Genomic DNA, 24,988 nt, shown 5'->3' with positions numbered 1-24,988 from the left:
GGGAGGGCTCCCGATCGCCGGATTGACATAATGTGCATTATCGGCGTTCGCCGAAAGTCTCGCTCATGCTCGTGCTGGGTACCGAGAACCGGTCTGGACGGAGCCCGGAACGGTAGTCGGCGCGAGCATGAGCGGGGTCGGGTGTCAGCTCCGCCAGGACGGCCCTGATCGCCGGGCTCGTGTCGGCGCTGCGGCGCCATGCGGCGTGCACCTCGCGGCACGGCGGTCTGGTCAGCGGGACGGCGACGAGGTCGTCGGCCAGCGGCGGGCGCGCCAGCCGCGGGACGAGCGCGACGACCTCGCCGGACGCGACGAGCGCCAGCTGCGTGGCGAAGTCGTCGACCCGGTGGCGCACGTCGGGCTCACCGGGCACGTCGGCGACGAGCCGCAGGAACCACTGGTGGCACACGGTGCCCGGTGGGCTCGTCACCCACGCGTCGCCGGTGAGGTCGGCGGCGGTGACCGGCCGGTCCAGCGCGGCGAGCCGGTGGCTGCGGTGCACGACGACGTCGCCGACGTCGGTCGTCAGGTGACGTCCGGTCAGGGATGCGGGCAGCGGTGCCGGCAGCCCGTCGGCGTCGTGGACGACGGCCAGGTCGGCCGTGCCGGCGTCGACGCTGTGCAGCGCCTGGTCCGGGTCCTGCTCGGTGACCTCCAGGCGCAGGTCCGGACACCGTCGCGACACCTGCGGCACGACGGGTGCGACGAGGCCGCGGATCGCCGTCGAGAAGGCGACGACGCGCAGGGTGCCGCGCGGTGCGCCCTGCGCCACCGACCGGCCGGCCTCGGTGCAGCGTTCGAGGGCCTGGAACACCGCGGGCGCCGCGTCGACGACGGCCTGGCCGGCCGGGGTGAGCACGACGCCGCGGCCCGCCGGTGCGAGCACCGGCGCGCCGACCTGGCGCTCGAGCCGCTTGATCTGCTGGGACACCGCCGACGGGGTGAAGCCGAGCTCGTCGGCCGCGCGCGCCAGCGTCCCGAGCGCGGCGACCGCCTGGAGGGCGCGCAGCGCGCCGACGTCCATCATGAAGCCACGCTACGCGGTACCGGCAAGAAAGCATCGCTGGACCGCAAGGGTCGGGCGCCCCACGATCGACGCATGACCGACCACCGCTCCCCTGCCGTCCGGTACCCCGCAGAGACGATCTTCGGTACCCGGCTCGTCGCCATGGTCACCCCGATGCGCCCGGACGGCTCCGTCGACGAGCCCGCCGTCCCCGGCCTCGTCGACCACCTGCTCGCGGGCGGCTGCGACGGCATCGTCGTCGCCGGGACCACCGGCGAGGCCCCGACCCTGAGCGACGCGGAAACCGTGGCACTGATCGAGGCCGTGGTCGCGAGGGCCGCCGGCCGGGCCCGGGTCGTCGCCGGCGTCGGCACGTACGACACCGCGGCGAGCGTCAGGCGCGCGCGGGAGGCCGCGGCCGCCGGGGCCGACGCGTTGCTCGTCGTCTGCCCGTACTACTCCCGGCCGACCCAGGCCGGCGTCGTCGCGCACTGCGTCGCGGTGGCCGACGCGACCGACCTGCCCGTCATGCTCTACGACGTCCCGGCCCGCGCCGGGCTCGCGATGACCGAGGCCACCCTCGTCGAGCTCGCGCGGCACCCACGGATCCTCGCGGTCAAGGACGCCAAGGGCGACCTGTTCGAGGCGATGTCCGTCATGGACCGGACGTCGCTCGCCTACTACTGCGGGATCGACGAGCTGAACCTGCCGTACCTCGCGTGCGGCGCGACCGGGGTGCTCAGCGTCGTCGGCAACGTCGTCCCCGACCGCGTCGCGGCGCTCGTGGACGCCGTCCGGCACGGCGACCTCGACGCCGCGCGGGCCGTCCAGGCCGGGCTGCTCCCCCTCGTGCGCGCCGTCATGGGCTCCTCCCCCGGTGCCGTGACCGCGAAGGCAGCTCTCGTCGAGGTCGGCGTCCTCGAGCACGCGACGGTCCGGCTGCCGATGCTGCCGGCGTCCCCGGACGACGTCCGCCGGCTCCGGGACGCCCTCGCCGGACGAGCGCGGCCCATGCTCGCGGCGGGTACCGGAAACGACCCTGGACGGCGGCCGGAACGGTACCCGGCGCGAGCATGAGCGGGGTGGTCAGGCGCCGACGTACGCCGCGAGGTGCTGCCCGGTGAGGGTCGACCGGGCGGTGACGAGGTCGGCCGGGGTGCCCTCGAAGACGACGCGGCCGCCGTCGTGACCGGCTCCGGGGCCGAGGTCGACGATCCAGTCGGCGTGCGCCATGACCGCCTGGTGGTGCTCGATGACGACGACCGACTTCCCGGAGTCGACGAGCCGGTCGAGCAGGGCGAGGAGCTGCTCGACGTCGGCGAGGTGCAGCCCGCTCGTCGGCTCGTCGAGGACGTAGACACCGCCCTTCTCCCCCAGGTGCGTCGCGAGCTTGATCCGCTGCCGCTCGCCACCGGAGAGCGTCGTGAGCGGCTGGCCGAGGCTGAGGTAGCCCAGGCCGACGTCGGCGAGCCGCGCGAGGATCGCCTGTGCGGCGGGCAGCCGGGCCGGGCCCTCGCCGAAGAACGCGAGCGCCTCGGCGACGGGCATCGCGAGCACCTCGCTGATGTCCTTGCCGCCGAACGTGTACTCCAGCACCGATCCGTCGAACCGCCTGCCCTCGCAGGCCTCGCACGTGATGGCGACCCCGGCCATGACCCCGAGATCGGTGTAGATGACGCCCGCGCCGTTGCAGCCCGGGCACGCGCCCTCGGAGTTGGCGCTGAACAAGGCCGGCTTCACGCCGTTCTCCTTGGCGAACGCCTTGCGGATGGGTTCGAGCAGCCCGGTGTACGTCGCGGGGTTGCTCCGCCGAGAGCCGCGGATCGCGCCCTGGTCCACCGTGACGACGCCGTCCCGCCCGGACACCGACCCTCGGACCAGCGAGCTCTTGCCCGACCCGGCGACCCCGGTGAGGACGACGAGCACCCCGAGCGGGAGGTCGACGTCGACGTCCTTGAGGTTGTGCATGTCAGCGCCGCGGACCTCGAGCACGCCGGACGCCGTCCGCACGGCGGGCTTGAGCGTCGCCCGGTCGTCGAGGTGCTTGCCCGTGACCGTGCCGCTGCGCCGCAGCCCCTCGACGCTGCCCTCGAACATCACCTGACCGCCGGCGGACCCCGCACCCGGGCCGAGGTCGACGACGTGGTCGGCGATCGCGATGGCCTCCGGCTTGTGCTCGACCATGAGAACCGTGTTGCCCTTGTCGCGCAGCTGGAGGAGCAGGGCGTTCATCCGCTGGACGTCGTGCGGGTGCAGCCCGATCGTCGGCTCGTCGAAGACGTACGTGACGTCGGTGAGCGACGACCCGAGGTGCCGGATCATCTTCGTGCGCTGCGCCTCGCCGCCGGACAGGGTGCCCGACGGCCGGTCGAGCGAGAGGTAGCCCAGCCCGATCGCGACGAACGAGTCGAGGGTGTGCCGCAGACCGGCGAGCAGCGGCGCGACCGACGGCTCGTCGAGGCCGCTGACCCAGCCGGCGAGGTCGCTGATCTGCATCGCGCACGCCTCGGCGATGTTCGTGCCGGCGATCCGCGACGACCGGGCCGTCTCGTTGAGCCGGGTGCCGCCGCAGTCGGGGCAGGTCGTGAAGGTGATCGCCCGCTCGACGAAGGCGCGGACGTGCGGCTGCATCGCGTCGACGTCCTTGGAGAGGAACGACTTCTGGATCGCCGGGACGAGTCCCGAGTAGGTGAGGTTGATGCCCTCGACCTTGATCTTCGTCGGCTCCCGGTAGAGCAGGTCGTCGAGCTCCTTCTTCGTGTACTTCCGGATCGGCTTGTCCGGGTCGAAGTACCCGCAGCCGCGGTAGATGCGGCCGTACCAGCCCTCCATGCTGTAGCCGGGGATCGTCAGCGCGCCCTCGTTGAGCGACTTGGTGTCGTCGTAGAGCGCCGTGAGGTCGAAGTCGTTGACCGACCCGCGGCCCTCGCAGCGCGAGCACATCCCGCCGAGGACGCTGAAGCTGCGCCGCTCCTTCGTCGTCCGCCCGGCCCGCTCGAACGTCACCGCCCCCGCGCCGCTCACCGACGCGACGTTGAAGGAGAACGCCTGCTGCGAGCCGATGTGCGGCTGCCCGAGGCGGCTGAAGAGGATGCGCAGCAACGCGTTCGCGTCGGTCGCGGTGCCGACGGTGGAGCGCGGGTCGGCTCCCATCCGCTCCTGGTCGACGATGATCGCCGTCGTCAGCCCGTCGAGCACGTCGACGTCGGGGCGGGCCAGCGTCGGCATGAAGCCCTGCACGAAGGTGCTGTAGGTCTCGTTGATCATCCGCTGCGACTCCGCGGCGATCGTGCTGAAGACCAGCGAGCTCTTGCCCGAGCCGGAGACGCCCGTGAACACCGTGAGCCGGCGCTTGGGGATCTCGACGTCGACGTCCTTGAGGTTGTTCTCCCGCGCGCCGTGCACGCGGATCATGTCGTGGCGGTCGGCGACGTGCGGCGCCCCCGCCTGCGGGGTCAGCGCCGCTCCTGGATGCGGACCATGTTGCCCGCGGGATCGCGGAGCGCGCAGTCCCGCACGCCGTACGGCTGGTCGGTCGGCTCCTGGACGATCTCGACGTCTCCCGCCTGCAGCTTCTCGAACGTCGCGTCGAGGTCGGGCGTCGAGAGCAGGATCGAGGCGTAGGTGCCCTTCGCCATCATCTCGCCGATCGTGCGGCGCTCGTCGTCGGTGACGCCCGGGTCGGCCCCCGGCGGGAACAGGACGACGGACGGCGTCCCCGGCTGCCCGGCCGGGCCGACGGTGATCCAGCGCATGCCGGCGTAGCCGACGTCCTGGCGGACCTCGAAGCCGAGGGTGTCGCGGTAGAACGCGAGCGAGGCCTCGGGGTCGGTGTGCGGGAGGAAGCTCGAGTGGATGCTGATGTCCATGCGGCTCAGGCTAGGCGTGCGCGGGAGACGGGCGCTTCTCGATTCCTGACCGGTCTCGTGACCTGCTTCGCGACGCACGACGGCATGCCGTCGGTCGCCTGCGCGTGCTCGGCCCGGTACGTGCTCGGCGGGACGCCGACCAGCTCGGTGAACCGGGTGCTGAAGGTGCCGAGCGACGAGCAGCCCACCGCGAAGCAGACCTCGGTGACGGAGAGGTCGCCGCGGCGCAGCAACGCCATCGCGCGCTCGATGCGCCGCGTCATGAGGTAGGCGTAGGGCGACTCGCCGTAGGCCCGCTTGAACTCGCGGCTCAGGTGGCCCGCCGACATGTTCGCGCCCCGGGCGAGCGCCTCGACGTCGAGCGGCCGGGTGTACTCCCGGTCCATCCGGTCGCGGACGCGCCGCAGCCGCGCGAGGTCACGCAGACGCTGCTGCTCGGCGTCCGGCCCGGTCGTCATGCCGTCGATGGTGTCACGCCGTCCGTGCCTGGTAACGGTCCCGCAGATCGTTCGGGCACGCTTTCGGCCTACAGACACGTTCTTCGACGCCCGATCTCCTCAGCGTCGTCCTCGACGGACGTCCTCCGGATCGGCCGAGGGTGGGGGTCCGGTCGACCGTCCGCCGGAGCAGGTGCTTCACGGAGGTGTCGGTAGTGCGTCTGACGATCGCGAAGCGGTTCGTCCTCATCGGCGTCGTCGGCGCGCTCGCGGTCGGCGTGGTGGCGTTCGCCGCCGCCGGGGCGACGACGTCGCAGCGTGCGGCGAGCCAGCGGATGGCCCAGGTCAGCCAGGGCATGAGCGAGCAGTGGAACGCGGACATGATGCACGACGCCATCCGCGGCGACGTTATGTCCGCGCTCGTCGCGCGCACCCAGGCCGAGCGCGAGGAGCTGGGCGCGGTCGAGATCGCCGACCACGGCCCGACGATGATCGACCGGTTCGACAGGGCCGCGGCGCTCGCCCCGGACGGCCTCGTCCCCCGCTTCACGGCGGTGCGCCCCCGCATCGAGGCGTACGTCGCCCTCGCCGGCGAGATCATCGACACCGCAGCGACGGACCGTTCCGCCGCGCAGACCCGTGTGCCCGAGTTCCTGGCGCTCGCCGGCGAACTCGAGGAGTCCCTCGGTGCGATCGACGAGGCGATGGAGCAGGCCGTCGTCGCCGAGCGCGACGGGGCGTCGGCCGCCGGCCGGCGGACCCTCCTGACGATCACCGTCGCCTGGGTCCTCGCGAGCGCGCTGTTCGTCGGCCTGTGCTGGATGACGGCCCAGGCCGTGCTGCGCCCGATGCGCCGGATGCGGGCGGTCCTCGGGAAGGTCTCGGGCGGCAACTTCCTCGAGCGGGTGCGCTCGGAGTCGGCCGACGAGCTCGGCGACCTCGGGCGCTCCCTCGACGCGACGCTGGAGTCCGTGCAGGAGGCGTTCCACGTCGTCCAGGCGTGCATCGCCGAGATCACCGGCTCGGTGGAGGACCTGCGCCGGTCGAGCACCGACCTGTCCGGCTCCGCCGCGCAGACCAGTGCCAAGGCGGGTGAGGCCGTCGACCTCGCCACCCACGTCTCCGACGGTGCGCAGGAGGTCGCCTCGGGGATCGAGCAGGTCTCGGCGCAGACCCGGGACATCGCCGGCAGCGCCGGCACGGCGGCGGACGTCGGCCGGCGCGCGGTCGACGGCGCGGACGCCGCGTCGCGCACCATCACCCGGCTCGGCGACTCGAGCAGCCAGATCTCCGGGGTCGCCGCGATGATCCGCTCGATCGCCGACCAGACCCGCCTGCTGGCGCTCAACGCGACGATCGAGGCCGCCCGCGCCGGCGAGGCGGGCCGCGGCTTCGCCGTCGTCGCCAACGAGGTCAAGGACCTCGCGCAGGGAGTCGGCCGCGCCACCGAGGACATCTCGAGCCGGATCGCGTCGATCCAGTCCGAGGTCGAGGAGGCGGTCGCCGACATCGGCACGGTCTCCCGGGTCATCGGGGAGATCAACGCGCACCAGCACGACATCGCGACCGCCGTCGAGGCGCAGGCCCGCAGCAGCACGGACGTCGCGTCCGTCATCGACGTCGCCGCCCGGGACGCGAGCGGGATCGTCGGCTCCGTCATGGTCATCGCCTCGGCCGCCGAGCAGACGTCGAACACCGCCGAACGCACGGCCGGTGCGGCGTCCGGGCTCGCCCAGACCGCCGAGCGGATGCGCACGGTGCTGGCGGGCTACCGGTTCTGAGCCCGTTCGGTCGACAGGTGGCGACCGGCGTGGCTCCCCCGGCTTGACGGATGCGCCGGCATATCTCAGTATCTGCGTATGTCCGCAGATACGCAGGTGGTACGACCCCGGGGCGGTGAGCCACGGCGTCCGGGCCACGACCTGACCCGGTTGGACGAGGCGCACCGCACGGACGCCGTCCGCACCCTCCGGCTCCTCGCCGACGAGACCCGGCTGCACCTGCTGTGGCACCTGCGGGACGCCGAACGCTCCGTCAACGACCTCGGCCGCCTCGTCGGGCGGCCCTCCCCCGCGGTGAGCCAGCACCTCGCCAAGCTCCGGCTCGGCGGCCTCGTCCGCACCCGGCGCGAGGGCACCTCGATCTACTACCGCCTCGCCACCGACCACGTCCGCGAGCTCGTCGAGGACGTCGTCGCCCACGCCCAGCACCTCGAGGAGGAGCGGTGACCGAGCACGTCCACGCGCCGCAGGACCAGGCGGACCACCCGCACGGGGAGCACTCCCACGACGAGGGTCACGACCACGCGGTGCACGACCACGACGACCACGGGCACGCCGACCACGGCGACCACGACCACGGCGACCACGGCGACCACGACCACGACCACGGCGAGGGCACCGGGGTCGTCGCCCGGCTCCGGCACCTGCTCGTCCCGCACTCCCACGACCACGCGCAGTCGACGGACACCGCGCTCGAGTCCAGCGCGGACGGCATCCGGGCCGTGAAGATCAGCCTCGTCGTCCTGCTCGCCACCGCGGTGGCGCAGGGCGTGGTCGTCGTCCTGTCCGGGTCGGTGGCGCTGCTCGCCGACACCGTGCACAACCTCTCCGACGCGCTCACCGCGCTGCCGCTGTGGGTCGCGTTCGTCCTCGTGCGCCGTCCGCCGTCGCGGCGCTACACCTTCGGTCTCGGCCGCGTCGAGGACCTCGCCGGCCTGCTCATCGTCGTGATGATCGCGCTCTCCGCCGTCGTCGCGGCCTGGGAGAGCATCCGCCGGCTCGCCGACCCGCAGCCCGTGACGCACCTCGGCGCGGTCCTCGGGGCCGGCGTCATCGGCTTCCTCGGGAACGAGGCCGTCGCGATCTACCGCACCCGCGTCGGCCGCCGGATCGGCTCCGCGGCGCTCGTCGCCGACGGGCAGCACGCCCGCACCGACGGCTGGACCTCGCTCGGCGTCGTCGCCGGCGGCCTCGGGGTCTGGCTGGGCTTCCCGCTCGCCGACCCGGTCGTCGGGCTGCTCATCACCGTCGCGATCGTCGGCGTCCTCGTCGGCGCCGTCCGGGACGTCGGCCGCCGCCTGCTCGACGGCGTCGACCCAGCGCTGCCGACACAGGCCGAGGAGGTGCTCGCCGGCGTCGACGGCGTCGAGTCCGTCGCCGACGTCCGGCTGCGCTGGATCGGGCACCGGCTGCGCGGCGAGGCCGTCATCGGCGTCGCCCCGACGCTCGACGTCGTCGCGGCGCACGACATCGCGACCCGGGCGGCGGCCGCGGTCCACACCGCGATGCCCAACCTCGACGCGGTGAGCGTCCACGTCGAGCCGGCCGGCATGCACCGCGCCGAGAGCCACTCCGTCCCGGTCGGTACGCACGTCCCGGCCGGCGTGCCGCAGCCCTGACCCGGCCCGGCGGCCCGGTACGCGCCGGAACCGCTCCCGACGTTGCTCCGAACGGGTGGAACTGCCCCCTCAGGCGCGTGAGGTGTCCCCGGACCGGTCGCGATCCGGCGCCGGCTGCCGTTCTTCTGGGTAGGAGACCGGTACGGCTCCTGCGCGGGCGGACCCGCGCACAGGGACGGGGTCAGGGAGCGGGCGCAGGACATGGCGGGACGGCGGGTGCTCAGGGCCGCGCTCGCCGTGGCCCCGGCGGCGGCGCTCACCGCCGCGTTCCTGCTGCTGCCTCCCGCCACGGCTGCCCCGGCACTCGACCGCGCGGCGGCCGCCGCGTCGCCGACGCCGTCCCCCACCCCGAGCGCGGGTGGGGCCGGCGACGAGTCCGAGCCCTCCCCCGAGGAGGTCGCTGCCGAGCGCGAGCGGGCCCAGGCCCTCCTCGACGAGGTGAACCGGCGGCAGGGCGCCGTCACCGACGCGCAGGCGAAGCTCGACGCCGCGACGGCCACGGCGTCCCTGGCGCTGGAGCAGTACAGCGGTGCCGTCGTCGCCGCCCGGACCGCCCAGCTCGAGGCCGACCGCCAGGACCAGCTGCTCCTGCAGGCCCAGCTCGGGCTCGCGGCCCAGAAGGCGATCCTCGGCCGCTGGGCCCGGGCGGCCTACGGCGATGGCGACCTGGCCTCGAACCCGGCCCTCGCGACGATCCTGCAGGGCGGGTCGACGGACGACCTCGGCCGGGCCGAGACGTACCTGCAGCGGGTCGGCAACAGCAAGGGCCGCGCCGTCGTCGACTACACCGCCGCGCTCGCGCACCAGGCGGACGTCGCGTCGGCCGCCGCCTCGGCCCAGGCCGCGGCCCAGGACGCGGCGCTGGCGGCGAAGGCGGCGAAGGACGCCGCCGACGCCGCGGTCAGCGCGCAGCGCGACACCCTCGCCGCGCTCGAGACCGAGCTGGCCCAGGTGCAGGACGCCGCGGCCGACGCCGAGACCCGGGCGAACAACCTCGCGGCGGCCCGGGCGCTCGCCCGGGCCCGCAGCGGGCGTGGAGCGAACGGCTCGAACGCCGTGACCGGCGAGGTCGGCGACTGCCGGGGCGGCGACACCTCGCCCTACGCGAACGGCGAGATCCCGGCCGCGGTGCTCTGCCCGGTCTGGGGGACGTCCGGCCACCGGCTGCGCGCCGACGCCGCCTACGCGTTCAACCGGCTCAGCCAGGCGTACGCGCAGGAGTTCGGCGAGCCGGTCTGCGTCACCGACTCCTACCGCGACTACGCCACCCAGGTCCGGCTCTACGCGACCAAGCCGAACCTGGCCGCCGTCCCGGGCACGAGCAACCACGGCTGGGGCACGGCCACCGACCTGTGCGGCGGCATCCAGGACTTCGGGACGCCGACCCACCGGTGGATGCTCCGGCACGCCCCCGAGTTCGGCTGGTTCCACCCCGCGTGGGCCGAGCCGGGGGGCTCGCGCCCCGAGCCGTGGCACTGGGAGTTCGCGGGCTGAGCAGCGCTGCTCACCCCGCCCCCGACGGCTGCCCTGCAGGATGACGGCGACGCACCGGTCCGACGGCCGCGTCTGCCTCCCCCGGCGGCCCGCCAGGCGGCATGATTCGCACCGCGGCGCCCGCCGCCCCGCCGAGAGGGGACCCCCAGGCCGTGTCCACCCAGCCCAGCGCTCCGGAGCTCGTCCCGGCCGACGAGCGGCGTCGCGAGCAGCGCGCCTGGTACTTCTACGACTGGGCGAACAGCGCCTACGTCACGACGACGGCGACCGTGCTCTTCGGCCCGTACCTCACCGTCGTCGCGAAGAAGGCGGCCTGCCCCGACCTGCCGAGCGACGCGCGCTGCGGGACCGATCTGTCCGTCCTCGGCATCCCGGTCAGCCCCGGTTCGCTCGCGCTCTACACGGTCACGTTCGCGACGCTCGTGTCGGCGCTCGTGCTGCCGGTCGTCGGCGCGGTCGTGGACCGCTCGGGCCACAAGCGCACGATCATGGCGCGGTTCGCCTGGGGCGGAGCGCTCGCGGCGGGGCTGATGTTCCTCGTCGCCGGCGACAACTGGCAGCTCGGCGTCCTGCTCCAGCTCGTCGCCAGCCTGTGCCTGGGCTGCTCCCTCGTCGTCTACGACGCGATCCTCTGCGAGATCGCGACCCCCGACGAGCGGGACGGCGTCTCGAGCCGCGGCTGGGCGCTCGGCTACCTCGGCGGCGGCCTGCTCCTCGCCGTCAACCTCGGCCTGCTGACGTTCGCCGAGAGCATCGGGCTCTCGACGTCGACGGCGGTCCGGATCAGCCTGCTCTCGGCCGGCATCTGGTGGGCGGCGTTCACGTTCATCCCCTACCGGGGCCTGCGCGACCGGCCGCCGGCCTCGCTCGAACCGGTCGGCGAGGGCAACCTCGTGGGCCAGTCGTTCAAGCAGCTCGGCGCGACGCTGCGGCACCTGCGCGGCTACCCGAACACGCTGATGTTCCTCGTCGCGTACCTGTTCTTCAACGACGGCATCCAGACCGTCATCACCGCGTCGAGCATCTTCGGCCAGGAGGAGCTCGGCTTCGACTCCTCGCAGCTCGTCATCACGATCCTGCTCGTGCAGTTCGTCGGCTTCTTCGGCGCCCTCGGCTTCGGCAAGGTCGCGGCCCGGGTCGGCTCGTGGCGGACGATCCTCGCGAGCCTCGTGCTGTGGTGCGCCGTCGTCGGGATCGGCTACTTCCTCCCCGAGCGGCGGTTCGGCCTCTTCCTCGCGCTCGCCGTCCTCATCGGGCTCGTCCTCGGTGGCAGCCAGGCGCTCTCCCGGTCGCTGTACTCGATGCTCGTGCCGCGGGGCCGGGAGGCGGAGTACTTCAGCCTCTACCAGGCGGCCGAGCGCGGGACGAGCTGGTTCGGGACGCTGCTCTTCGGGATCGTCCAGCAGGTCACCGACTCCTACCGGCTCGCCATCGTCGCCCTCGTCGTGTTCTTCGTCGTCGGTGGCCTCCTGCTGGCCCGGGTCGACGTCCGGCAGGGCATCACGGACGCCGGCAACACGGTGCCGGCGGTGGTCTGACCCGGGGCCACCGGTCCGGCGACGATCACCGAGCGCGTCCGACGGGCGGACCCGCTGCGCCGCAACTCACAGGGTTCTCCCAGGAAGGCGACGGAACATCGCGCCCCTGCGTCGCGTTGTCCACACTGAGTGAGCGGTTCGCACCGCCTTCCCGACGCGCCGGAGGATGACCATGAGCGACCGGAGCATGCGCGGCACCCGACTGGGCGCCCAGAGCCTCGAGAGCGACAACGGAGTCCAGCCCGCAGCGCGGCAGGACATCCGCTACACCTGCCCCAACGGCCACAGCGTGGTCGTCCCCATGTCCGTCGAGGCCGACGTCCCCGCTCTGTGGGAGTGCCGGTGCGGCTCGATGGCGCTCCGCGAGGACGCCGAGATCCCGCAGGCCAAGCCCGTGAAGCCGGCCCGCACCCACTGGGACATGCTCATGGAGCGGCGGACGACCGCCGAGCTCGAGGAGCTTCTCGCCGAGCGGCTGGAGCTGCTCCGCAGCGGCCGGCTGACCCAGCGCCGCAGCGCCTGAGCCCAGCGGCCGGGACGGCCCGACCAGCAGCACCGAGCACCCGCAGCATCGCGAAGGCCCCGACACCTGAGGTGTCGGGGCCTTCGGCATGTGCGGGAGCGCCGGCGTTCGGTGGTCAGCGCTCGTCGGGCTCGACGACCTCACCGGGCAGCGCGGGCCGGTGCCCGGGCCCGGCGTCGGTGACGGGGCCGTCGACGTCCCGGACCTCGACGACCGTCACATCGACCGTCTCGCCGGCGACGACCCGCACCTGGTTGCGCCGCATCGCCGACCGGACGAGGCGCGCCGCGCCCGCCCCGAGGGCCGGCCGCAGCGGCCGCCGCACGGGAGGCAGCAGGAGGAGCGCGCCGAGCACGGCGGTCACGAAGCCGGGCAGCGCGAGCAGGACGCCACCGGCCGCCTCGAGGGCGAGGTCCGCACCACGGGCGGACGACGCACCGGGCACAGGTCCGGTCGCCGCCGCTCCGGCGGGGGCCCCGGGGACCGGGCCGAGCGCGGCGAAGGCGCCCCGGGCGGCCCGCCGCAGGACGACGAGACCGACGACGCTCAGTGCGAGGAGGGCGACGACCGTCCAGCCGGCGCCGATCCGGCGGGCGACCGCGACCGCGGCCGCGATCTCGACGACCGGCAGGAGCAGCGCCCCGGCCAGGAGCCAGCGCCCGGCACCCGGACGCCGCCGGCCGGGACCACCCGGTCGAGCCCCGCGCACCGGGCCCGCGGTCATCCTGCGCTCCCCCGGTTCCCGGCGTCGGACTGCGCGGGGTGCCGGCGGACGACCGCCGCGAGCTGCTCGAACCGGTGCCGGGCGCCCCACTGCGTCGTCCGCCAGAGCGCCTCGGCGACGATCGAGCGGCTCATCTTGCTCGTGCCCGTCTCCCGCTCGACGAAGGTGATCGGCACCTCCTCGACGCGCAGGCCGGCGCGCACGGCGCGCCAGGCGAGGTCGACCTGGAAGCAGTATCCCTGGGACGCGACGTCCGCGAGGCCGAGCGCCTCGAGCGCCGTGCGCCGGAACGCGCGGTACCCGCCGGTCGCGTCCCGCAGCGGGATCCCCAGGACGAGCCGGACGTAGGTGTTGCCACCGCGGCTGAGCACCTCACGGTGCCGCGGCCAGTTGACGACGCTGCCGCCGGGGACGTACCGCGAGCCGAGCACGAGGTCGGCCCCGGCGTCGATGCGGGCGAGCAGGTCGGGCAGCTGCTCGGGCAGGTGCGAGCCGTCGGCGTCCATCTCGACGAGGACGTCGAACCCGTTGCGCACGCCCCAGCCGAACCCGTCGAGGTACGCGGCCCCGAGCCCGGCCTTGCCGGGCCGGTGCAAGACGTGGACGTGGTCGTCGGTGGCGGCGAGGTCGTCGGCGATCCGACCGGTGCCGTCCGGGCTGGAGTCGTCGGCGACGAGGACGTGCGCGGCGGGGACCGCGGCCCGGACCCGGGCGACGATCCTCGGGAGGTTCTCCTTCTCGTTGTACGTCGGGACGACGACGAGCACCCTGTCGGTGCCGGCCGCGCTCATACGGTCTCCTCGGGGGCGGCGACGGGCCGGGACCGCCGGCCCCGGGAACGGAGCGCGGCACCGGCGACGAGCAGCAGCCCGAGGGCGCTCAGCCCGACCTCGGGCCAGACACCCGCCCGCGTCGCGGGCGTGAGGTCGGTCCGCAGCGGCAGGCGCGCCTGGAGGACCTCCTGCGTGAAGTGCCCGGACGTCACGAGCATGCGGCCGTCCGGGCTGATGAGGGCGCTCACCCCGACCGTCGAGATGTGGACGACGGACCGGCCGTTCTCGACGGCGCGCACCCGCGACATCGCGAGCTGCTGCACGGACTCGTCGGTCTCGCCGAACGTCGCGTTGTTCGTCTGGACGACGAGCAGGTCGGCCCCGCGCAGCACCGGTTCGCGGACGAGCCCGTCGTAGGCCACCTCGAAGCAGATGACGTCGCCGAGCGTCGCCGCCGGCGTGCGCATGACGCCGACGCTGGTGCCGGAGACGAAGTCCCGGCGCACGAGGTCGACCTTGTCGCTGAAGTTCCGGAAGAACGAGCGGTACGGGATGTACTCGCCGAACGGCGCCGGGTGCTGCTTGACGTACGTCTGGCCCGGGCCGGCCTGCGCCGTCCCGGTCGGGCCCCAGAGGATCCCGGCGTTCGACAGGTGGTCGACCGGCTCCTCGAGGACCGCCCCGACGAGCACCGGCACCCCGACGGCGTCGACCGCGCGCTGGATGACCTGGGCGGCGTCCGGGTTGCGCAGCGGGTCGATGTCGCTCGCGTTCTCCGGCCACAGCACGAGGTCCGGCCGCGCCACCCGGCCCGCCTGGGCGCGTGCGGCCATCCCGATCGTCGCGGCGGCGTGGTTGTCGAGGACGGCGCGGCGCTCGGCGTTGAAGTCGAGGCCCTCGGTCGGGGTGTTGCCCTGCACGGCCGCGACCTCGACGCTGCGCGCCCCGGTCGTCGGCGTCGGGACGGCCAGGCCGAGCAGCGGCAGCGCGACGGCGACCCCGAGCGCCGGGACGGCGCGGAGCACCCGGCGGGCGGCACCGGTGGTCGCCGTCCGGCGGCCGGCCAGGTCGACGGCCGCGACCGCGAGCGCACCACCGGCGGCGGCGACGACGGCGGTGAGCAGGACCGCGCCGCCGAGGGCGGCCCAGCCGAGCGCGGGCGATCCGGCCTGGGAGAAGGCGAGCCGCCCCCAGGGGAACCCGCCGAACGGCACCCGGCCGCGCAGCGCCTCCTGACCGACCCACAGCCCCGCGATCGCGGCCACGGTGCCGGCCCGGCCGCCGGGGGCCCGCCACGCCAGCGGCAGGAGCGCGCCCATGAGCATGACGAACAGCGCCTCGAGGGTCGCGAGCGCGGTCCACGGCAGGGCGCCGACGTAGATGCCGGACCAGTGCAGGTGCGGCAGGAAGAACGACAGACCGGCGACGAGGCCGAGGAGCGCGCCGCGCCGTGCCCGGACGCCGCGGGTCGCGAGCGCGAGGAGGGCGACCCCGACGGGGGCGAGCGCCCAGAGGTCGAAGCGGGGGAACGCGAGCGTCAGGCAGACGCCGGAGGTGACGGCGAGCGCGAGCCGGGCCAGGAGCAGGGGCGGCGCGTCGGCGGCGGTCTCGTCCGCGCCGCCGGCGGGCGGCGCGAGGCTCACCCGGGGCGCGGCACCGTCGGACTCCAGGGCGGGACCCTCGTGGTCGGCGACGGCGGATTCGCTCACCCCGGAAGCCTAGACGCCCGGCGGCCGGAGTGTGGACCGGGCCCGCGCCACCCTTCGGGCCGAGGACGACCTCGTCGGTTGCGAGGGTGCCCACGTTGTCTACGGGGTGGTGCGGGCCCGGTCCGTTGCCCACCGCTCGCGGCCGCGCCGCCGTCGCGAAGGATGCGGGACCTGGCCGTGGAGCCCCTCGGCTGACCCCTGGCCCGTGTCCTTCGTCGTCACCGGCGTGCACGGCCGTCGGTCGTGGGACGGCCTGCCCTAGAAACCTAGTCCCCGGCGCCGGGCTGTCAACCGGCCTCTGACCTGCGCAGATGCGCAACGCCGCAGGTCACCGGGGTTGTGTCCGTGGCCGTGAAGATCATGACGTTCCGGTCCGTGGACGGCGTGTCGCGGCGGGCGGGCCGGGACCGCGGACCGAGGTCCCGCCGTCCGCAGATCGTCCGCCGGTCGACCTGCGGAGTGTGCTCAGTCCGGCGGCGGGACGACGACGGTGCCGGTCGCCGTCGTCGCGACGAGCGGGGGGTCGAGGACCTCGGCGGCCGAGGCCGAGCGGTCCGTGCGGCCACGGCAGACGACCCGCGCCTCGAAGGCGATCTCCCGGCTGCGCCGCCCGACCCGGGTCACCCGGGCCTCGATCTCAAGGACGTCCCCGGCCCGCACCGGGGCGAGGAACTGGACGTCGGAGTACGACGCGAAGAGGCCCTCGTCGCCGTCGGTGCGGATGCAGACCTCGGTCGCGACGTCCCCGAAGGCGGCGAGCGAGTAGGCGCCGTCCACGAGGTTGCCGGCGTAGTGCGCGTGCGCGTACGGCACGTACCGGCGGTGGACGACGGTGAGCCCGAGGCGGGGATCGTCGGCCGGCGGGGTGGTCATGCGGACTTCCTTCCGGTCGTGCGGGCGGCCTCGGCGGGGGCCGGGGCCGGCAGCAGGGCGTGGACGAGGTAGGACGCGACCTCGCCGGGCGTCGTCCCCTTGCCGAAGACCCGGTCGACACCGAGGTCGGCCGCGGCACCCTCGGCGAACCGCGGGCCGCCGACGACGAGCAGCGGCCGCTTGCCCGCCGGGTACGCCTCGCGGAACGCCGCGGACATCTCGCGGCTGTTGTGCAGATGGGCGTCCTTCTGGGTGACGACCTGGGAGACGAGGACGGCGTCCGCCTTCTCCGCCCGGGCGCGCTCGACGAGGTCGGGCACGAGCACCTGGGCGCCGAGGTTCACGACCCGGACCTCCCGGTAGTACTCCAGGCCCTTCTCCCCCGCGAACCCCTTGATGTTGAGGATCGCGTCGATCCCGACGGTGTGCGCGTCGGTGCCGATGCAGGCGCCGACGACGACGAGCTTGCGGCGCAGCCTGGACTTCACCGCCGCGTTGACCTCCTTCGCCGAGAGCAGCGGGTACTCCCGCTCGACGACGTGGACGGCGGACAGGTCGACGAGGTGGTGCACCGGGCCGTAGACGACGAAGAACGTGAAGTCCGGGCCCATCGGCTTGCTGTGGACGACGAGCGCCGGCGAGATGCCCATCTTCTCCGCGAGCTGGGCCGCGGCCCCCTCGGCGCGCTTGGAGTGCGGGACGGGCAGGGTGAACGACACCTGCACCATGCCGTCGCCGGTGGTGTCGCCGTAGGGCCGGACGACCGTCGCCTTCTTCGCGCTCATCGGGTGGCCCCTTCCTCGAGGAGGTCGACGGCCGGGTTGAGGTAGCCGGCGGCCCGCTTCACGACGCCGTCCAGGCCCTTGCCGGCGGTCGCGGGGCGCTTCATGAGGCCGAAGGTGCCGTCGGCGATCGCCTCGAGCAGGGTGTCGTCGACGACCCGCTCGAGCAGGTCGACGGCCTCGGAGAGCACCTGCCGGGCCCGGGTCTGGATGAACCCGTCGGGTGGCGGCCGGAAGTCCTCGGTGAGCCCGCTCGCGGCGTTGAGCACGTAGCGGACGTTCTGCAGCGCGAGGTCGCGGTCGGACAGCCACGGCGTGACGACGGCCTCCGTCATCATCCCGACGAGGAGGATGCCCTGGCCGGTCATCGCGCCCGCGAGGTTGAAGAAGCCGTCGAGCAGGTAGCCGCGGAAGACGTCGCCGGTCATGTGCTTCGTCGGCGGCATCCACTTGAGCGGCGCGTCCGGGAAGAGCGTGCGGGCGAGCAGGGCGTGCGCGAGCTCGAGCCGGAACGAGTCCGGGAGCTCGGGGTTGATCTCGAACGCGTGGCCGAGGCCGAGCTGCCAGTCCTGCAGCCCCGCCTCCTTGGCGAAGTACTCGTTGAGCAGCTGGCTGACCGTGACCGTGTGCGCGGCGTCGACGGCGTCCGCGGTCGTCAGGTAGTTGTCCTCGCCGGTGTTGATGATGATCCCGGCGCGGGCGTGCACCTGACGGCTGAACCGCTGGTCGACGAAGGTGCGGACCGGGTTGATGTCGCGGAAGAGGATCCCGTACATGGAGTCGTTGAGCATCATGTCGAGCCGCTCGAGGCCGGCGAGGGCCGCGATCTCCGGCATGCACAGGCCCGACGCGTAGTTCGTCAGGCGGACGTACCGCCCGAGCTCCTTCGAGACGTCGTCGAGGGCGGCCCGCATGAGCCGGAAGTTCTCCTGCGTCGCGTACGTGCCGGCGTAGCCCTCACGGGTCGCGCCCTCGGGGACGTAGTCGAGCAGGCTCTGCCCGGTGGAGCGGATGACGGCGATGACGTCGGCACCCTCGCGGGCCGCGTTCTGCGCCTGCGGGATGTCCTCGTAGATGTCGCCGGTCGCGACGATGAGGTAGATCCACGGCCGCTGCGCCGGGTCGCCGAGCCGCTTCACGAGGCGCTCGCGGGTCGTGCGGGAGGCGTCGACGCGGCGGATACCGGTGGAGACCGAGGCCCGGGCGGCCTTGGCGGCGCGGACGGCGTCCCGGCCCTCGGGCACCCGGAACGTCACCGAGCCGGCGGCCGCCTTCTGGGCGAGCGTGAGCAGGTCGTCGGCCTCGCCGCGCAGGAGGGCGTCCCAGACCGGCAGCGCGACGCCGTGCTCGAGGCCGGCACCGGCGCGGACCGCGTCGACGAGGTGGTTCACCCACGGCACGCGTTCGACGTCCGCGCCCGCGAGCCCGGCGAGGCGCAGCGTCGCCCGCTCGACGGAGACGGTCGTGTGGGTACGGGCCAGCTTGACGACGGGGGCGCCGGCGCGGCGCGCCAGCGAGCGGGCCTTGCGGACGACGACCGGGTCGAGCCGTAGCGTCGTCGGGGCGCTCGAGCGCGGCATGGACGGACCTTCCTCACGTAAGTTCTCAGGCCCCGAGCCGTGGGGCGTGAACATTCTCGCCGAAACATGCCTCGCGGCGAAAGATGCTGCAGGGAGGGTGTGCCGTGTGTCCGGCGGCACGCGCGCGCGGACGGGTCCGTGCGGGCACGCCCGATAGGGTCGGTGCGTCGCGGGCGACGGCGCGATGACGCCGTCCGCACGCGTCATCCGGGCGGGCCGACGGCTGCGCCCCCGACGGACGGAAGGGGCGCGATGACGTACCGGCTCGCACGCTGGGTCGTCCTCTTCGTGTTCCGGGTGTTCTGGCGTCCGAAGGTCAGCGGCCTGGAGAACATCCCCCGCGAGGGCCCGGTGATCGTCGCGAGCAACCACCTGTCGTTCGTCGACAGCGTCGTCATCCCGCTGTGCGTGCCGCGGCGCGTGCGCTTCCTCGCGAAGGCCGAGTACTTCGAGGGCCGGACCCTCCTCGGCCGCCTCAACGCCGTCTTCTTCCGTGCCGTGGACGCCGTCCCGGTCCGTCGGGACGCGGCGCGCGACTCGATGGCGTCCCTGGAGACCGCGCTCGGCGTCCTGCGCGAGGGCCACGCGTTCGGGATCTACCCCGAGGGCACCCGCTCCCGCGACGGCCGTCTCTACCGCGGGAAGACGGGCGTCGGCTGGCTCGCCCTGGAGTCCGGGGCGCCGATCGTGCCGGTCTGCGTCACGGGCACGAACGACGTCCAGCCGATCGGCTCGAAGCGGCTGCGGATCCGCCCCGTCCGGGTCCAGTTCGCCCCCGTCGTCGACCCGGCGCCGTGGGTCGAGAAGGTCGCCGGGTCCGGCGGCGCGGGCAAGGCCCGCCGCGAGATCACCGACGCCGTCATGGACGCGATCTGCGCGATGTCGCCGCAGGAGCAGGCCGGCATCTACAACGAGCGGCCCGCCGAGGACGACGACCCCGTCGCCTGACGACCCCCGCCCGGGGTCAGCGCGCGTCGTGGATGACGCGGCCGGCCCGCATCGTCAGCAGGCAGGCCGGGGACGGCGCACCCGCGCCGAGGTCGGGCAGGCCCTCCGAGGCGCCGGGGCCGGACGCCGACCACACCGCGAGCGTCGCCCGGGTGCCGGCGACGAGGACGCCCTCGCCGTCGCGCCGCGCTGCCCGGTGCGCGCCCTGCGTGTGCGCGGCGAACGCGACGTCGGCGGGCAGCCGCTGCGCCCCGACGTGGTGGTGCACGCACGCGCGGACGGCGCCCCACGGGTCGAAGGGCGTGACCGGGGAGTCCGAGCCGAGGGCCAGTGGGACGCCGGCCGCGGCGAGCGCGGCGAACGGGTTCATCGTCAGCGCCCGCTCGGCGCCGAGCCGCGCGGCGTAGAGGCCGTCGGTGCCGCCCCACAGGGCGTCGAACGCGGGCTGCACGCTCGCGGCCACCCCGAGGTCGGCGAGCACGGCGATCGCCGCGGCGTCGACGGTCTCGACGTGCTCGAGCCGGTGCCGGGCGCTGCGCAGCGCCGGGGCGCCGACGACCTCGGCGGCGAGGGCCAGGCCCTCGACGACGGCGTCCATCCCTGCGTCGCCGATGACGTGGAAGCCCGCTTGCAGCCCGACCCGGGTGCAGGCGACCACGTGGTCACGGACCTGTGCCCCGGACAGGTATCCGTGGCCGCGGTGCCCGGCGCAGTCGGCGTAGTCGGCCCGGTAGGCCGCGGTCCGGGAGCCGACCGAGCCGTCGGCGCAGAGGTCACCGGCGAGGCCGGCGAGCCACGGGCCGAACCGGTCGCGCAGCGCGCCGGCGGCCTCGGCGTCCGCGGCGAGCTCGCCCCAGTAGGCGACGACCTCCGGCAGCCGCTGCTCCGGGTCGGTCGTCAGCGCGACGAGCGCGCGGAGGTCGTCCGCGGGCCCGATGTGCGGCGCGGCGGCCTCGTGGACCGTGGCGATCCCGTGCGCGGCCGCGGAGCGCAGCGCGAGCAGCTGGAGGTCGCGGCGGCGTCCGGGGGGCAGGGCGCGCGTCGCGTCCCGGGCCGCGTGGTGGGCGTCCCGCTCGACCCGGCCGTCGGCGGACCAGCCGTCGTGGGCGTCCGCCCCGGATGCCGCGGCGAGCGCGCTGGAGATCACGGCGGAGTGGACGTCGACCCGCGCGAGGTAGACCACTCCCCCGGCCGACGCCCGGTCGAGCTCGGCGCGCGTCGGGGGCCGGCCCTCGGCGAGGCTGCGCTCGTCCCAGCCCTGCCCGAGGATCGGCCGGCCGCCGCCGCGCCGGCTCGCCGCCTCGACCCGGGCCAGGATCTCGGTCACCGAGCGCGCGTCGTGCAGGTCGACCCCGTCGAGGAGCAGCCCGGTCTCGGTCGTGTGGACGTGGCTGTCGACGAACGCCGGGGTGACGAGTGCGCCGTCGAGGTCGACGACCTCGTCGACGCCCGGGACGAACGCGTCGGCGCCGCCGGCGTGCGCGAGCGCTGCGTCGTCCGACCCGACGAAGGCGACGGTGCCGTCGTCGACGAGCAGCGCCGTCGCGGCCGGGTCGTGGGGCGAGCGGACGACGCCGCCGCGCAGAAGGGTCCTCACGGGCGGGGAGTCTAGGCAGCGCCGACCCGGGCGGCGAGGGTGAGCGCCGCGAGCGACGTCGTCGCGACGAGGGCCCAGCTGAGCAGGCCGAGCGCCGTCGCCCGGCCCGCGGTCCGGCGCAGCGCCCGGACGTCGATGCCGGTGCCGAGGCCGACGAGGGCGGCGACCGTCACGACGTGGCGGACGTCGCCGGCCGCCGCGAGCAACGGTCCCGGGAGCAGTCCGCTGCTCGCGACGGCGACCGCGGCGAGGAAGCCGACGACGAACCCGGGGACGAGCGGCGGCCGGCGGAGGCTGCCCGTTCCTCGTGCCTCGGCCGGGCGCGCGGCGTCCGCGCGCCGCCGGGCGAGCGCGACGCCCGCGACGAGGGGTGCGAGCAGGACGACGCGGCTCAGCTTGACGACGACCGCCGCGTGCAGCGCGCCGGGGACCTGCTGCGCGACGGCCACGGTCTGGCCGACGTCCTGCACGCTCGCGCCGACCCACGCGCCGAAGGCGGCCGGGTCGAGGCCGAGCGGACCGCGCAGCAGGGGCAGGACGACGATCGCGGTGGTCCCGCAGAGCGTCACGAGGCCGACGGCGACGGCTGCGTCCTCGTCCTCGGCGCGCGCGGCGTCCCGCATGCCGGCGACCGCCGACGCTCCGCAGATCGAGAAGCCCGTCGCGACGAGGAGCGCCTGCGGGGCGGGCACGCCGAGCAGCCGGCCGAGCAGCCGCGTGCCCGTGAAGGTGACCGCGACGGTCACTGCCACCGCGACCAGCCCCGGCCCGCCGAGGCGCACGACGTCCGGCACCGCGACCTCGAGCCCGAGCAGCACGACGGCGCCCCGGAGCAGGTGGTGCCCCGCGGCCCGGGTGCCGGGGCGGAGCGCGGCATGGTGCAGTCCGGAGGACCCGAGGAGCGCGCCGAGCGCGACGGCGACGCTCGCGGCGACGACCCCCGGCAGCAGTGCCGAGGCGGCCAGGGCGAGCGCGGCGAGCCCGACGACGACGGCGAGCCCCGGCACGAGGCGCGCGGCGCGCCGTCCCGCCGGCGCGGGTGCGGCCTGCAGCATGCCCCCACGGTGCGGCTGACCTGCGGCGACACGGTAGACGGCTCGTCCTGATGCAGACATCAGGCTTGCTTATGGCTACCCATAGACTGGATGCATGGCTCTGAACCGGGTCCCTGACCTCGACACCCTCCAGCTTCTCCTGCGCGTCGCCAGCACCGGCAGCCTCGGCCGGGCCGCGGCCGAGCACGGGATCAGCCAGCCGGCCGTCAGCGCCCGGATCCGCTCCGTCGAGCGGCTCGTCGGCTTCGCGGTCGTCGACCGCGGGGCGCGCGGGTCGACCCTCACGCCGGCCGGTGCGCTGCTCGCGGACTGGGCGCGGGGCGTCCTCGCGGCGGCCGAGGTGCTCGAGGCCGGGATCGCGTCCCTGCGGGCCGACGCGGACGCGCGGCTGCGGGTCGCCGCGAGCCTCACGGTCGCCGAGCACCTGCTCCCCCGCTGGCTCGTCCGGCTCGCGACCGACCGGCCGGACGTCGCCGTGAGCCTGTCGGCCATGAACTCCACCGAGGTGGGGCGGGCCCTGCTCGCCCACGGCGTCGACCTCGGCTTCGTCGAGGGGCCGGCGGTGTCGCCCGACCTCGACGGCGAGGTGGTCGCCCGGGACGAGCTCGCCGTCGTCGTCAACCCGGCGCACCCGTGGGCCCGCCGCCGCCGTCCGCTCGACCCCGAGGAACTCGCCGCGACCCGGCTCGTGACCCGCGAACCCGGGTCCGGGACCCGGCTGGCCCTCGAGGCCGCCCTCGCCGCCCTCCTGCCCGCCGGACCCGTCGCGCCGGCGCCGGCCACCCCGCTGCTCGAGCTGTCGACCGCGAGCGCCGTGCGCTCGGCCGTCGAGGCCGGGGCCGGGCCCGCCGTCCTCAGCACCTTCGCGGTCGAGGACGACGTCGCCGCCGGGCGCCTCGTCCGGGTCCCGGTGCCGGGGCTCGACCTCTCCCGTCGGCTGCGGGCGGTCTGGCCGCGCGGCCAGCGCCCGACCGGCCCCGCCCGCGACCTGCTGCGGATCGCCGCCCGGCACGCGGTGTGGACGCCGCCCGAGCCGGTGACCGCGAACTAGCGTGGCGGTATGGACGCCGAACCACCGGCCGCCGAACCGCACTGGCTGACCGCGACGCGCACCTCGTACGACGACCTCGCCGAGCCGTACACCAAGGAGCTGCGGGACCTCATGGCCTGCCAGCCGTACGACCGGGCGGTGCTGGGTCTGTTCACCGACCTGGTGCAGGCCGGCGGGGGCGGGCCGGTGCTCGACGTCGGCTGCGGACCGGGTCGGGTGACGGCGCACCTCGTCGCGGCCGGCCTCGATGCCGCCGGGGTGTACCTGTCCCCCGGCATGGTCGCGGTGGCGCGTCGCGAGCACCCCGGCCTGCGGTTCGCCGTCGGCTCGATGACGGCCCTCGACGTCCCAGCGGGGAGCCTCGGCGGGCTCGTCGCGTGGTACTGAGTGATCCACGTCCCGGACGACGACCTGCCCGACGTGCTCGACGGGCGCTGCGGCCCGGCGGGGTCGTCGTCCTCGCCTTCCAAACCGGCGACGAGGTGGTGCATCGCAGCGTGAGCCGGCTCGGGCCCGCGGTCGAACTGCGGTTCCACCGCCGGACCGCCGAGCAGGTCAGCGCGATGCTCGTGGCCGCCGAGTTCGACCTGCTGTGGACGTGCCTCCGGCCGCCGGTGGAGCGCGACGGCGAGGCGACGGGCCAGTGCTATCTGCTGGCGGCCTGCCCTGTCTGACGGCGGCTGTCGAGGTCCGGCACGACGGCCACAGTGAGCACGACCTCGTCCCGGACCACGGTGCCCTCGGACAGCCCGACGTAGCGCGGGTCGAACGCGCCGGCGTGCGCCGGATCGGTGATCCGCAGGACGGATCTCAGGAGGCCCGGGGCCTGTGCTCCGATGACGAGCTCCTCCTCGACCGGCCCCAGGTCGCGGCGGATCGTCACGCCGCGGACACCGGCCACCGTGACGTGCTCACCCACGGTCCATTCCCCGGCGGCCTGGCCGAACGCCCGCAGGGCTGCGGAGCGCTGGGCGGCGGTCAGGTACGGCAGCCGCAGCATGTCGAGGACGGCGTCGGCGGGTGTGTTGAACGCCCTGTCCGGGTGAGCGCCGGCGTCGCGCACCGCCTTGGAGAGGAAGCCCTCGGGGGTGCTGGGGTACGTCGCGGCGTATGCCGGGTTCGGGTTGGAGAAGGTGCCGTCGCCTTCGCACGGGACGGCGTCGAGGGGGCGGAGGGCAGCGCCGCGGTCGCTCGTGGACCAACCCCGCAGGGCCGTCCGGAGAGCCTGCTCGCCGGCTTCGGCGCGGAACGCCTGCTCGTCCGCCGGGCTGAAGAAGCGGGTCGGGGCCTGGACGGTGTCGACCCGGTCGTTGCACGTGTCGCCTTGCCAGGCCGTCGACGTCCAGCTGTCCCAGCGCCGGTCAGTCGGCCCCGGTCTGGCAGTACCGCCGATCGTCAGGGTCCGGGTCTCGGTGTAGAGATAGGTACGGGGTGGCAGCGGGCCGGCAGCGTGCGCCGCGAGCTGGTCCATCTGTGCCGCGACCGCGTTCCCCGGGAGAAGGACGCTGCTGGCCAGCGCGACGACCACGGCAACGGCCGCACCGGCTGCGAGCCGCACTCCGCGGCGTCGGCGTCCTCGCCGGTGTCCGGCACCCCCTCGGGCTGGGTCCATGACGGAGGCGACGATCA

At 74.8% G+C, this 24,988-nt stretch carries 24 protein-coding genes; 11 read left to right on the top strand and 13 right to left on the bottom strand.

What is annotated here, in order from left to right; genetic code table 11:
- Window positions 1-37: 37 nt before the first annotated feature.
- The gene (locus EDJALFJO_RS19460) at window positions 38-1,027 is read right to left on the bottom strand and encodes a LysR family transcriptional regulator (protein WP_088287973.1); all 990 of its coding nucleotides are present in this window, start codon (window positions 1,025-1,027) and stop codon (window positions 38-40) included.
- Window positions 1,028-1,099: 72 nt separating this feature from the next.
- Here EDJALFJO_RS19460 and dapA point away from each other — a divergent pair, with 72 nt between their 5' ends.
- Window positions 1,100-2,083: a 4-hydroxy-tetrahydrodipicolinate synthase gene (dapA, locus tag EDJALFJO_RS19455; RefSeq protein ID WP_088287972.1), complete on the top strand. Its 984-nt coding sequence runs from the start codon at window positions 1,100-1,102 to the stop codon at window positions 2,081-2,083.
- Window positions 2,084-2,092: 9 nt separating this feature from the next.
- On the opposite strand, the gene EDJALFJO_RS19450 is transcribed toward dapA, so the two are convergent.
- Genes EDJALFJO_RS19450 through EDJALFJO_RS19440 form a run of 3 tightly spaced genes read right to left on the bottom strand, consistent with a single transcriptional unit; the run spans window position 2,093 to window position 5,333 of the window.
- Window positions 2,093-4,420, bottom strand: coding sequence for an excinuclease ABC subunit UvrA (locus EDJALFJO_RS19450; RefSeq protein WP_088287971.1), 2,328 nt, complete (start codon window positions 4,418-4,420; stop codon window positions 2,093-2,095).
- A gap of 41 nt (window positions 4,421-4,461) precedes the next feature.
- The gene (locus EDJALFJO_RS19445) at window positions 4,462-4,875 is read right to left on the bottom strand and encodes a VOC family protein (protein WP_088287970.1); all 414 of its coding nucleotides are present in this window, start codon (window positions 4,873-4,875) and stop codon (window positions 4,462-4,464) included.
- Between the two features lie 5 nt (window positions 4,876-4,880).
- Window positions 4,881-5,333, bottom strand: coding sequence for a helix-turn-helix transcriptional regulator (locus EDJALFJO_RS19440; RefSeq protein ID WP_088287969.1), 453 nt, complete (start codon window positions 5,331-5,333; stop codon window positions 4,881-4,883).
- Between the two features lie 194 nt (window positions 5,334-5,527).
- Between EDJALFJO_RS19440 and EDJALFJO_RS19435 the strand changes: the two genes are divergently transcribed.
- From EDJALFJO_RS19435 to EDJALFJO_RS19410, 6 genes are all read left to right on the top strand, one after another.
- Complete coding sequence (locus tag EDJALFJO_RS19435) at window positions 5,528-7,093, top strand: methyl-accepting chemotaxis protein (protein ID WP_088287968.1); 1,566 nt, start codon at window positions 5,528-5,530, stop codon at window positions 7,091-7,093.
- A 150-nt stretch (window positions 7,094-7,243) separates the two neighbouring features.
- Entirely contained in the window at window positions 7,244-7,540 is a 297-nt protein-coding gene (locus tag EDJALFJO_RS19430) for a metalloregulator ArsR/SmtB family transcription factor (RefSeq protein WP_304441287.1), read from the top strand.
- Complete coding sequence (locus EDJALFJO_RS19425) at window positions 7,537-8,712, top strand: cation diffusion facilitator family transporter (RefSeq protein ID WP_198950458.1); 1,176 nt, start codon at window positions 7,537-7,539, stop codon at window positions 8,710-8,712. Before EDJALFJO_RS19430 ends, EDJALFJO_RS19425 begins: the two co-directional genes overlap by 4 nt.
- 201 nt (window positions 8,713-8,913) lie before the next feature.
- The gene (locus tag EDJALFJO_RS33620) at window positions 8,914-10,206 is read left to right on the top strand and encodes a D-alanyl-D-alanine carboxypeptidase family protein (protein WP_143448663.1); all 1,293 of its coding nucleotides are present in this window, start codon (window positions 8,914-8,916) and stop codon (window positions 10,204-10,206) included.
- Window positions 10,207-10,307: 101 nt separating this feature from the next.
- Entirely contained in the window at window positions 10,308-11,744 is a 1,437-nt protein-coding gene (locus EDJALFJO_RS19415) for an MFS transporter (RefSeq protein WP_088287966.1), read from the top strand.
- Between the two features lie 172 nt (window positions 11,745-11,916).
- Entirely contained in the window at window positions 11,917-12,267 is a 351-nt protein-coding gene (locus EDJALFJO_RS19410; protein WP_088287965.1) for an RNA polymerase-binding protein RbpA, read from the top strand.
- Window positions 12,268-12,382: 115 nt separating this feature from the next.
- Here the strand turns inward: EDJALFJO_RS19410 and EDJALFJO_RS19405 are convergent, their stop codons facing one another.
- The 6 genes from EDJALFJO_RS19405 to EDJALFJO_RS19380 all read right to left on the bottom strand — a co-directional run bounded on the left by EDJALFJO_RS19405 (window position 12,383) and on the right by EDJALFJO_RS19380 (window position 18,708).
- A complete protein-coding gene (locus EDJALFJO_RS19405; protein ID WP_088287964.1) occupies window positions 12,383-12,991 on the bottom strand; it encodes an FxsA family protein in 609 nt (202 codons plus the stop codon).
- A complete protein-coding gene (locus EDJALFJO_RS19400) occupies window positions 12,988-13,782 on the bottom strand; it encodes a polyprenol monophosphomannose synthase (protein WP_088287963.1) in 795 nt (264 codons plus the stop codon). Before EDJALFJO_RS19400 ends, EDJALFJO_RS19405 begins: the two co-directional genes overlap by 4 nt.
- The gene (gene lnt / locus EDJALFJO_RS19395; protein ID WP_198950457.1) at window positions 13,779-15,473 is read right to left on the bottom strand and encodes an apolipoprotein N-acyltransferase; all 1,695 of its coding nucleotides are present in this window, start codon (window positions 15,471-15,473) and stop codon (window positions 13,779-13,781) included. Before lnt ends, EDJALFJO_RS19400 begins: the two co-directional genes overlap by 4 nt.
- Window positions 15,474-15,938: 465 nt before the next feature.
- On the bottom strand, window positions 15,939-16,346 hold the full coding sequence (locus EDJALFJO_RS19390; RefSeq protein WP_088287962.1) for a hotdog domain-containing protein: 408 nt from the start codon (window positions 16,344-16,346) through the stop codon (window positions 15,939-15,941).
- Window positions 16,343-17,131 (bottom strand): OAM dimerization domain-containing protein, encoded by a 789-nt coding sequence (locus EDJALFJO_RS19385; RefSeq protein ID WP_088287961.1) that lies wholly within the window; start codon window positions 17,129-17,131, stop codon window positions 16,343-16,345. The genes EDJALFJO_RS19390 and EDJALFJO_RS19385 overlap by 4 nt, the downstream gene beginning before the upstream one ends.
- Window positions 17,128-18,708 carry a lysine 5,6-aminomutase subunit alpha gene (locus EDJALFJO_RS19380; RefSeq protein WP_088287960.1) on the bottom strand — a complete coding sequence of 527 codons (1,581 nt, stop codon included), beginning with the start codon at window positions 18,706-18,708 and terminating at the stop codon, window positions 17,128-17,130. The genes EDJALFJO_RS19385 and EDJALFJO_RS19380 overlap by 4 nt, the downstream gene beginning before the upstream one ends.
- A 252-nt stretch (window positions 18,709-18,960) precedes the next feature.
- On the opposite strand from EDJALFJO_RS19380, the gene EDJALFJO_RS19375 reads away from it, so the two are divergent.
- On the top strand, window positions 18,961-19,656 hold the full coding sequence (locus EDJALFJO_RS19375; protein ID WP_088287959.1) for a 1-acyl-sn-glycerol-3-phosphate acyltransferase: 696 nt from the start codon (window positions 18,961-18,963) through the stop codon (window positions 19,654-19,656).
- Between the two features lie 16 nt (window positions 19,657-19,672).
- Here the strand turns inward: EDJALFJO_RS19375 and EDJALFJO_RS19370 are convergent, their stop codons facing one another.
- Together EDJALFJO_RS19370 and EDJALFJO_RS19365 are read right to left on the bottom strand one after the other, a co-directional pair.
- A complete protein-coding gene (locus EDJALFJO_RS19370) occupies window positions 19,673-21,253 on the bottom strand; it encodes an amidohydrolase (RefSeq protein WP_088287958.1) in 1,581 nt (526 codons plus the stop codon).
- A gap of 11 nt (window positions 21,254-21,264) precedes the next feature.
- Window positions 21,265-22,308, bottom strand: coding sequence for a YeiH family protein (locus EDJALFJO_RS19365; protein ID WP_088287957.1), 1,044 nt, complete (start codon window positions 22,306-22,308; stop codon window positions 21,265-21,267).
- A gap of 94 nt (window positions 22,309-22,402) precedes the next feature.
- Between EDJALFJO_RS19365 and EDJALFJO_RS19360 the strand changes: the two genes are divergently transcribed.
- The 3 genes from EDJALFJO_RS19360 to EDJALFJO_RS35095 all read left to right on the top strand — a co-directional run bounded on the left by EDJALFJO_RS19360 (window position 22,403) and on the right by EDJALFJO_RS35095 (window position 24,033).
- On the top strand, window positions 22,403-23,359 hold the full coding sequence (locus tag EDJALFJO_RS19360; protein WP_088287956.1) for a LysR family transcriptional regulator: 957 nt from the start codon (window positions 22,403-22,405) through the stop codon (window positions 23,357-23,359).
- A 9-nt stretch (window positions 23,360-23,368) separates the two neighbouring features.
- A complete protein-coding gene (locus EDJALFJO_RS35100) occupies window positions 23,369-23,746 on the top strand; it encodes a class I SAM-dependent methyltransferase (protein ID WP_198950456.1) in 378 nt (125 codons plus the stop codon).
- A gap of 110 nt (window positions 23,747-23,856) precedes the next feature.
- Window positions 23,857-24,033, top strand: a complete 177-nt coding sequence (locus tag EDJALFJO_RS35095) for a hypothetical protein (protein WP_198950455.1) — start codon at window positions 23,857-23,859, stop codon at window positions 24,031-24,033.
- Here the strand turns inward: EDJALFJO_RS35095 and EDJALFJO_RS35090 are convergent.
- Window positions 24,006-24,917, bottom strand: coding sequence for a hypothetical protein (locus tag EDJALFJO_RS35090; protein WP_198950463.1), 912 nt, complete (start codon window positions 24,915-24,917; stop codon window positions 24,006-24,008). The genes EDJALFJO_RS35095 and EDJALFJO_RS35090 overlap by 28 nt on opposite strands.
- Between the last annotated feature and the right edge of the window lie 71 nt (window positions 24,918-24,988).

Origin of the sequence: Kineosporia sp. A_224, assembly GCF_002198655.1 — a bacterium.
Classification (GTDB): domain Bacteria; phylum Actinomycetota; class Actinomycetes; order Actinomycetales; family Kineosporiaceae; genus R-H-3.
The sequence above is the reverse complement of the archived record's forward strand: the minus strand, read 5'-3'. Positions and strand labels throughout refer to the sequence as shown.

Bases quoted from the DNA above. Each gene is read 5' to 3' on its own strand.
- EDJALFJO_RS19405 (WP_088287964.1), bottom strand. From the start codon at position 12,991: ATGACCGCGGGCCCGGTGCGCGGGGCTCGACCGGGTGGTCCCGGCCGG.
- EDJALFJO_RS19360 (WP_088287956.1), top strand. From the start codon at position 22,403: ATGGCTCTGAACCGGGTCCCTGACCTCGACACCCTCCAGCTTCTCCTG.
- EDJALFJO_RS19410 (WP_088287965.1), top strand. From the start codon at position 11,917: ATGAGCGACCGGAGCATGCGCGGCACCCGACTGGGCGCCCAGAGCCTC.
- EDJALFJO_RS19400 (WP_088287963.1), bottom strand. From the start codon at position 13,782: ATGAGCGCGGCCGGCACCGACAGGGTGCTCGTCGTCGTCCCGACGTAC.
- EDJALFJO_RS19375 (WP_088287959.1), top strand. From the start codon at position 18,961: ATGACGTACCGGCTCGCACGCTGGGTCGTCCTCTTCGTGTTCCGGGTG.
- EDJALFJO_RS19415 (WP_088287966.1), top strand. From the start codon at position 10,308: ATGATTCGCACCGCGGCGCCCGCCGCCCCGCCGAGAGGGGACCCCCAG.
- EDJALFJO_RS19365 (WP_088287957.1), bottom strand. From the start codon at position 22,308: ATGCTGCAGGCCGCACCCGCGCCGGCGGGACGGCGCGCCGCGCGCCTC.
- EDJALFJO_RS19445 (WP_088287970.1), bottom strand. From the start codon at position 4,875: ATGGACATCAGCATCCACTCGAGCTTCCTCCCGCACACCGACCCCGAG.
- EDJALFJO_RS33620 (WP_143448663.1), top strand. From the start codon at position 8,914: ATGGCGGGACGGCGGGTGCTCAGGGCCGCGCTCGCCGTGGCCCCGGCG.
- EDJALFJO_RS19450 (WP_088287971.1), bottom strand. From the start codon at position 4,420: ATGATCCGCGTGCACGGCGCGCGGGAGAACAACCTCAAGGACGTCGAC.
- EDJALFJO_RS19385 (WP_088287961.1), bottom strand. From the start codon at position 17,131: ATGAGCGCGAAGAAGGCGACGGTCGTCCGGCCCTACGGCGACACCACC.
- dapA (WP_088287972.1), top strand. From the start codon at position 1,100: ATGACCGACCACCGCTCCCCTGCCGTCCGGTACCCCGCAGAGACGATC.
- EDJALFJO_RS35100 (WP_198950456.1), top strand. From the start codon at position 23,369: ATGGACGCCGAACCACCGGCCGCCGAACCGCACTGGCTGACCGCGACG.
- EDJALFJO_RS19460 (WP_088287973.1), bottom strand. From the start codon at position 1,027: ATGATGGACGTCGGCGCGCTGCGCGCCCTCCAGGCGGTCGCCGCGCTC.
- EDJALFJO_RS19390 (WP_088287962.1), bottom strand. From the start codon at position 16,346: ATGACCACCCCGCCGGCCGACGATCCCCGCCTCGGGCTCACCGTCGTC.
- EDJALFJO_RS19380 (WP_088287960.1), bottom strand. From the start codon at position 18,708: ATGCCGCGCTCGAGCGCCCCGACGACGCTACGGCTCGACCCGGTCGTC.
- EDJALFJO_RS19440 (WP_088287969.1), bottom strand. From the start codon at position 5,333: ATGACGACCGGGCCGGACGCCGAGCAGCAGCGTCTGCGTGACCTCGCG.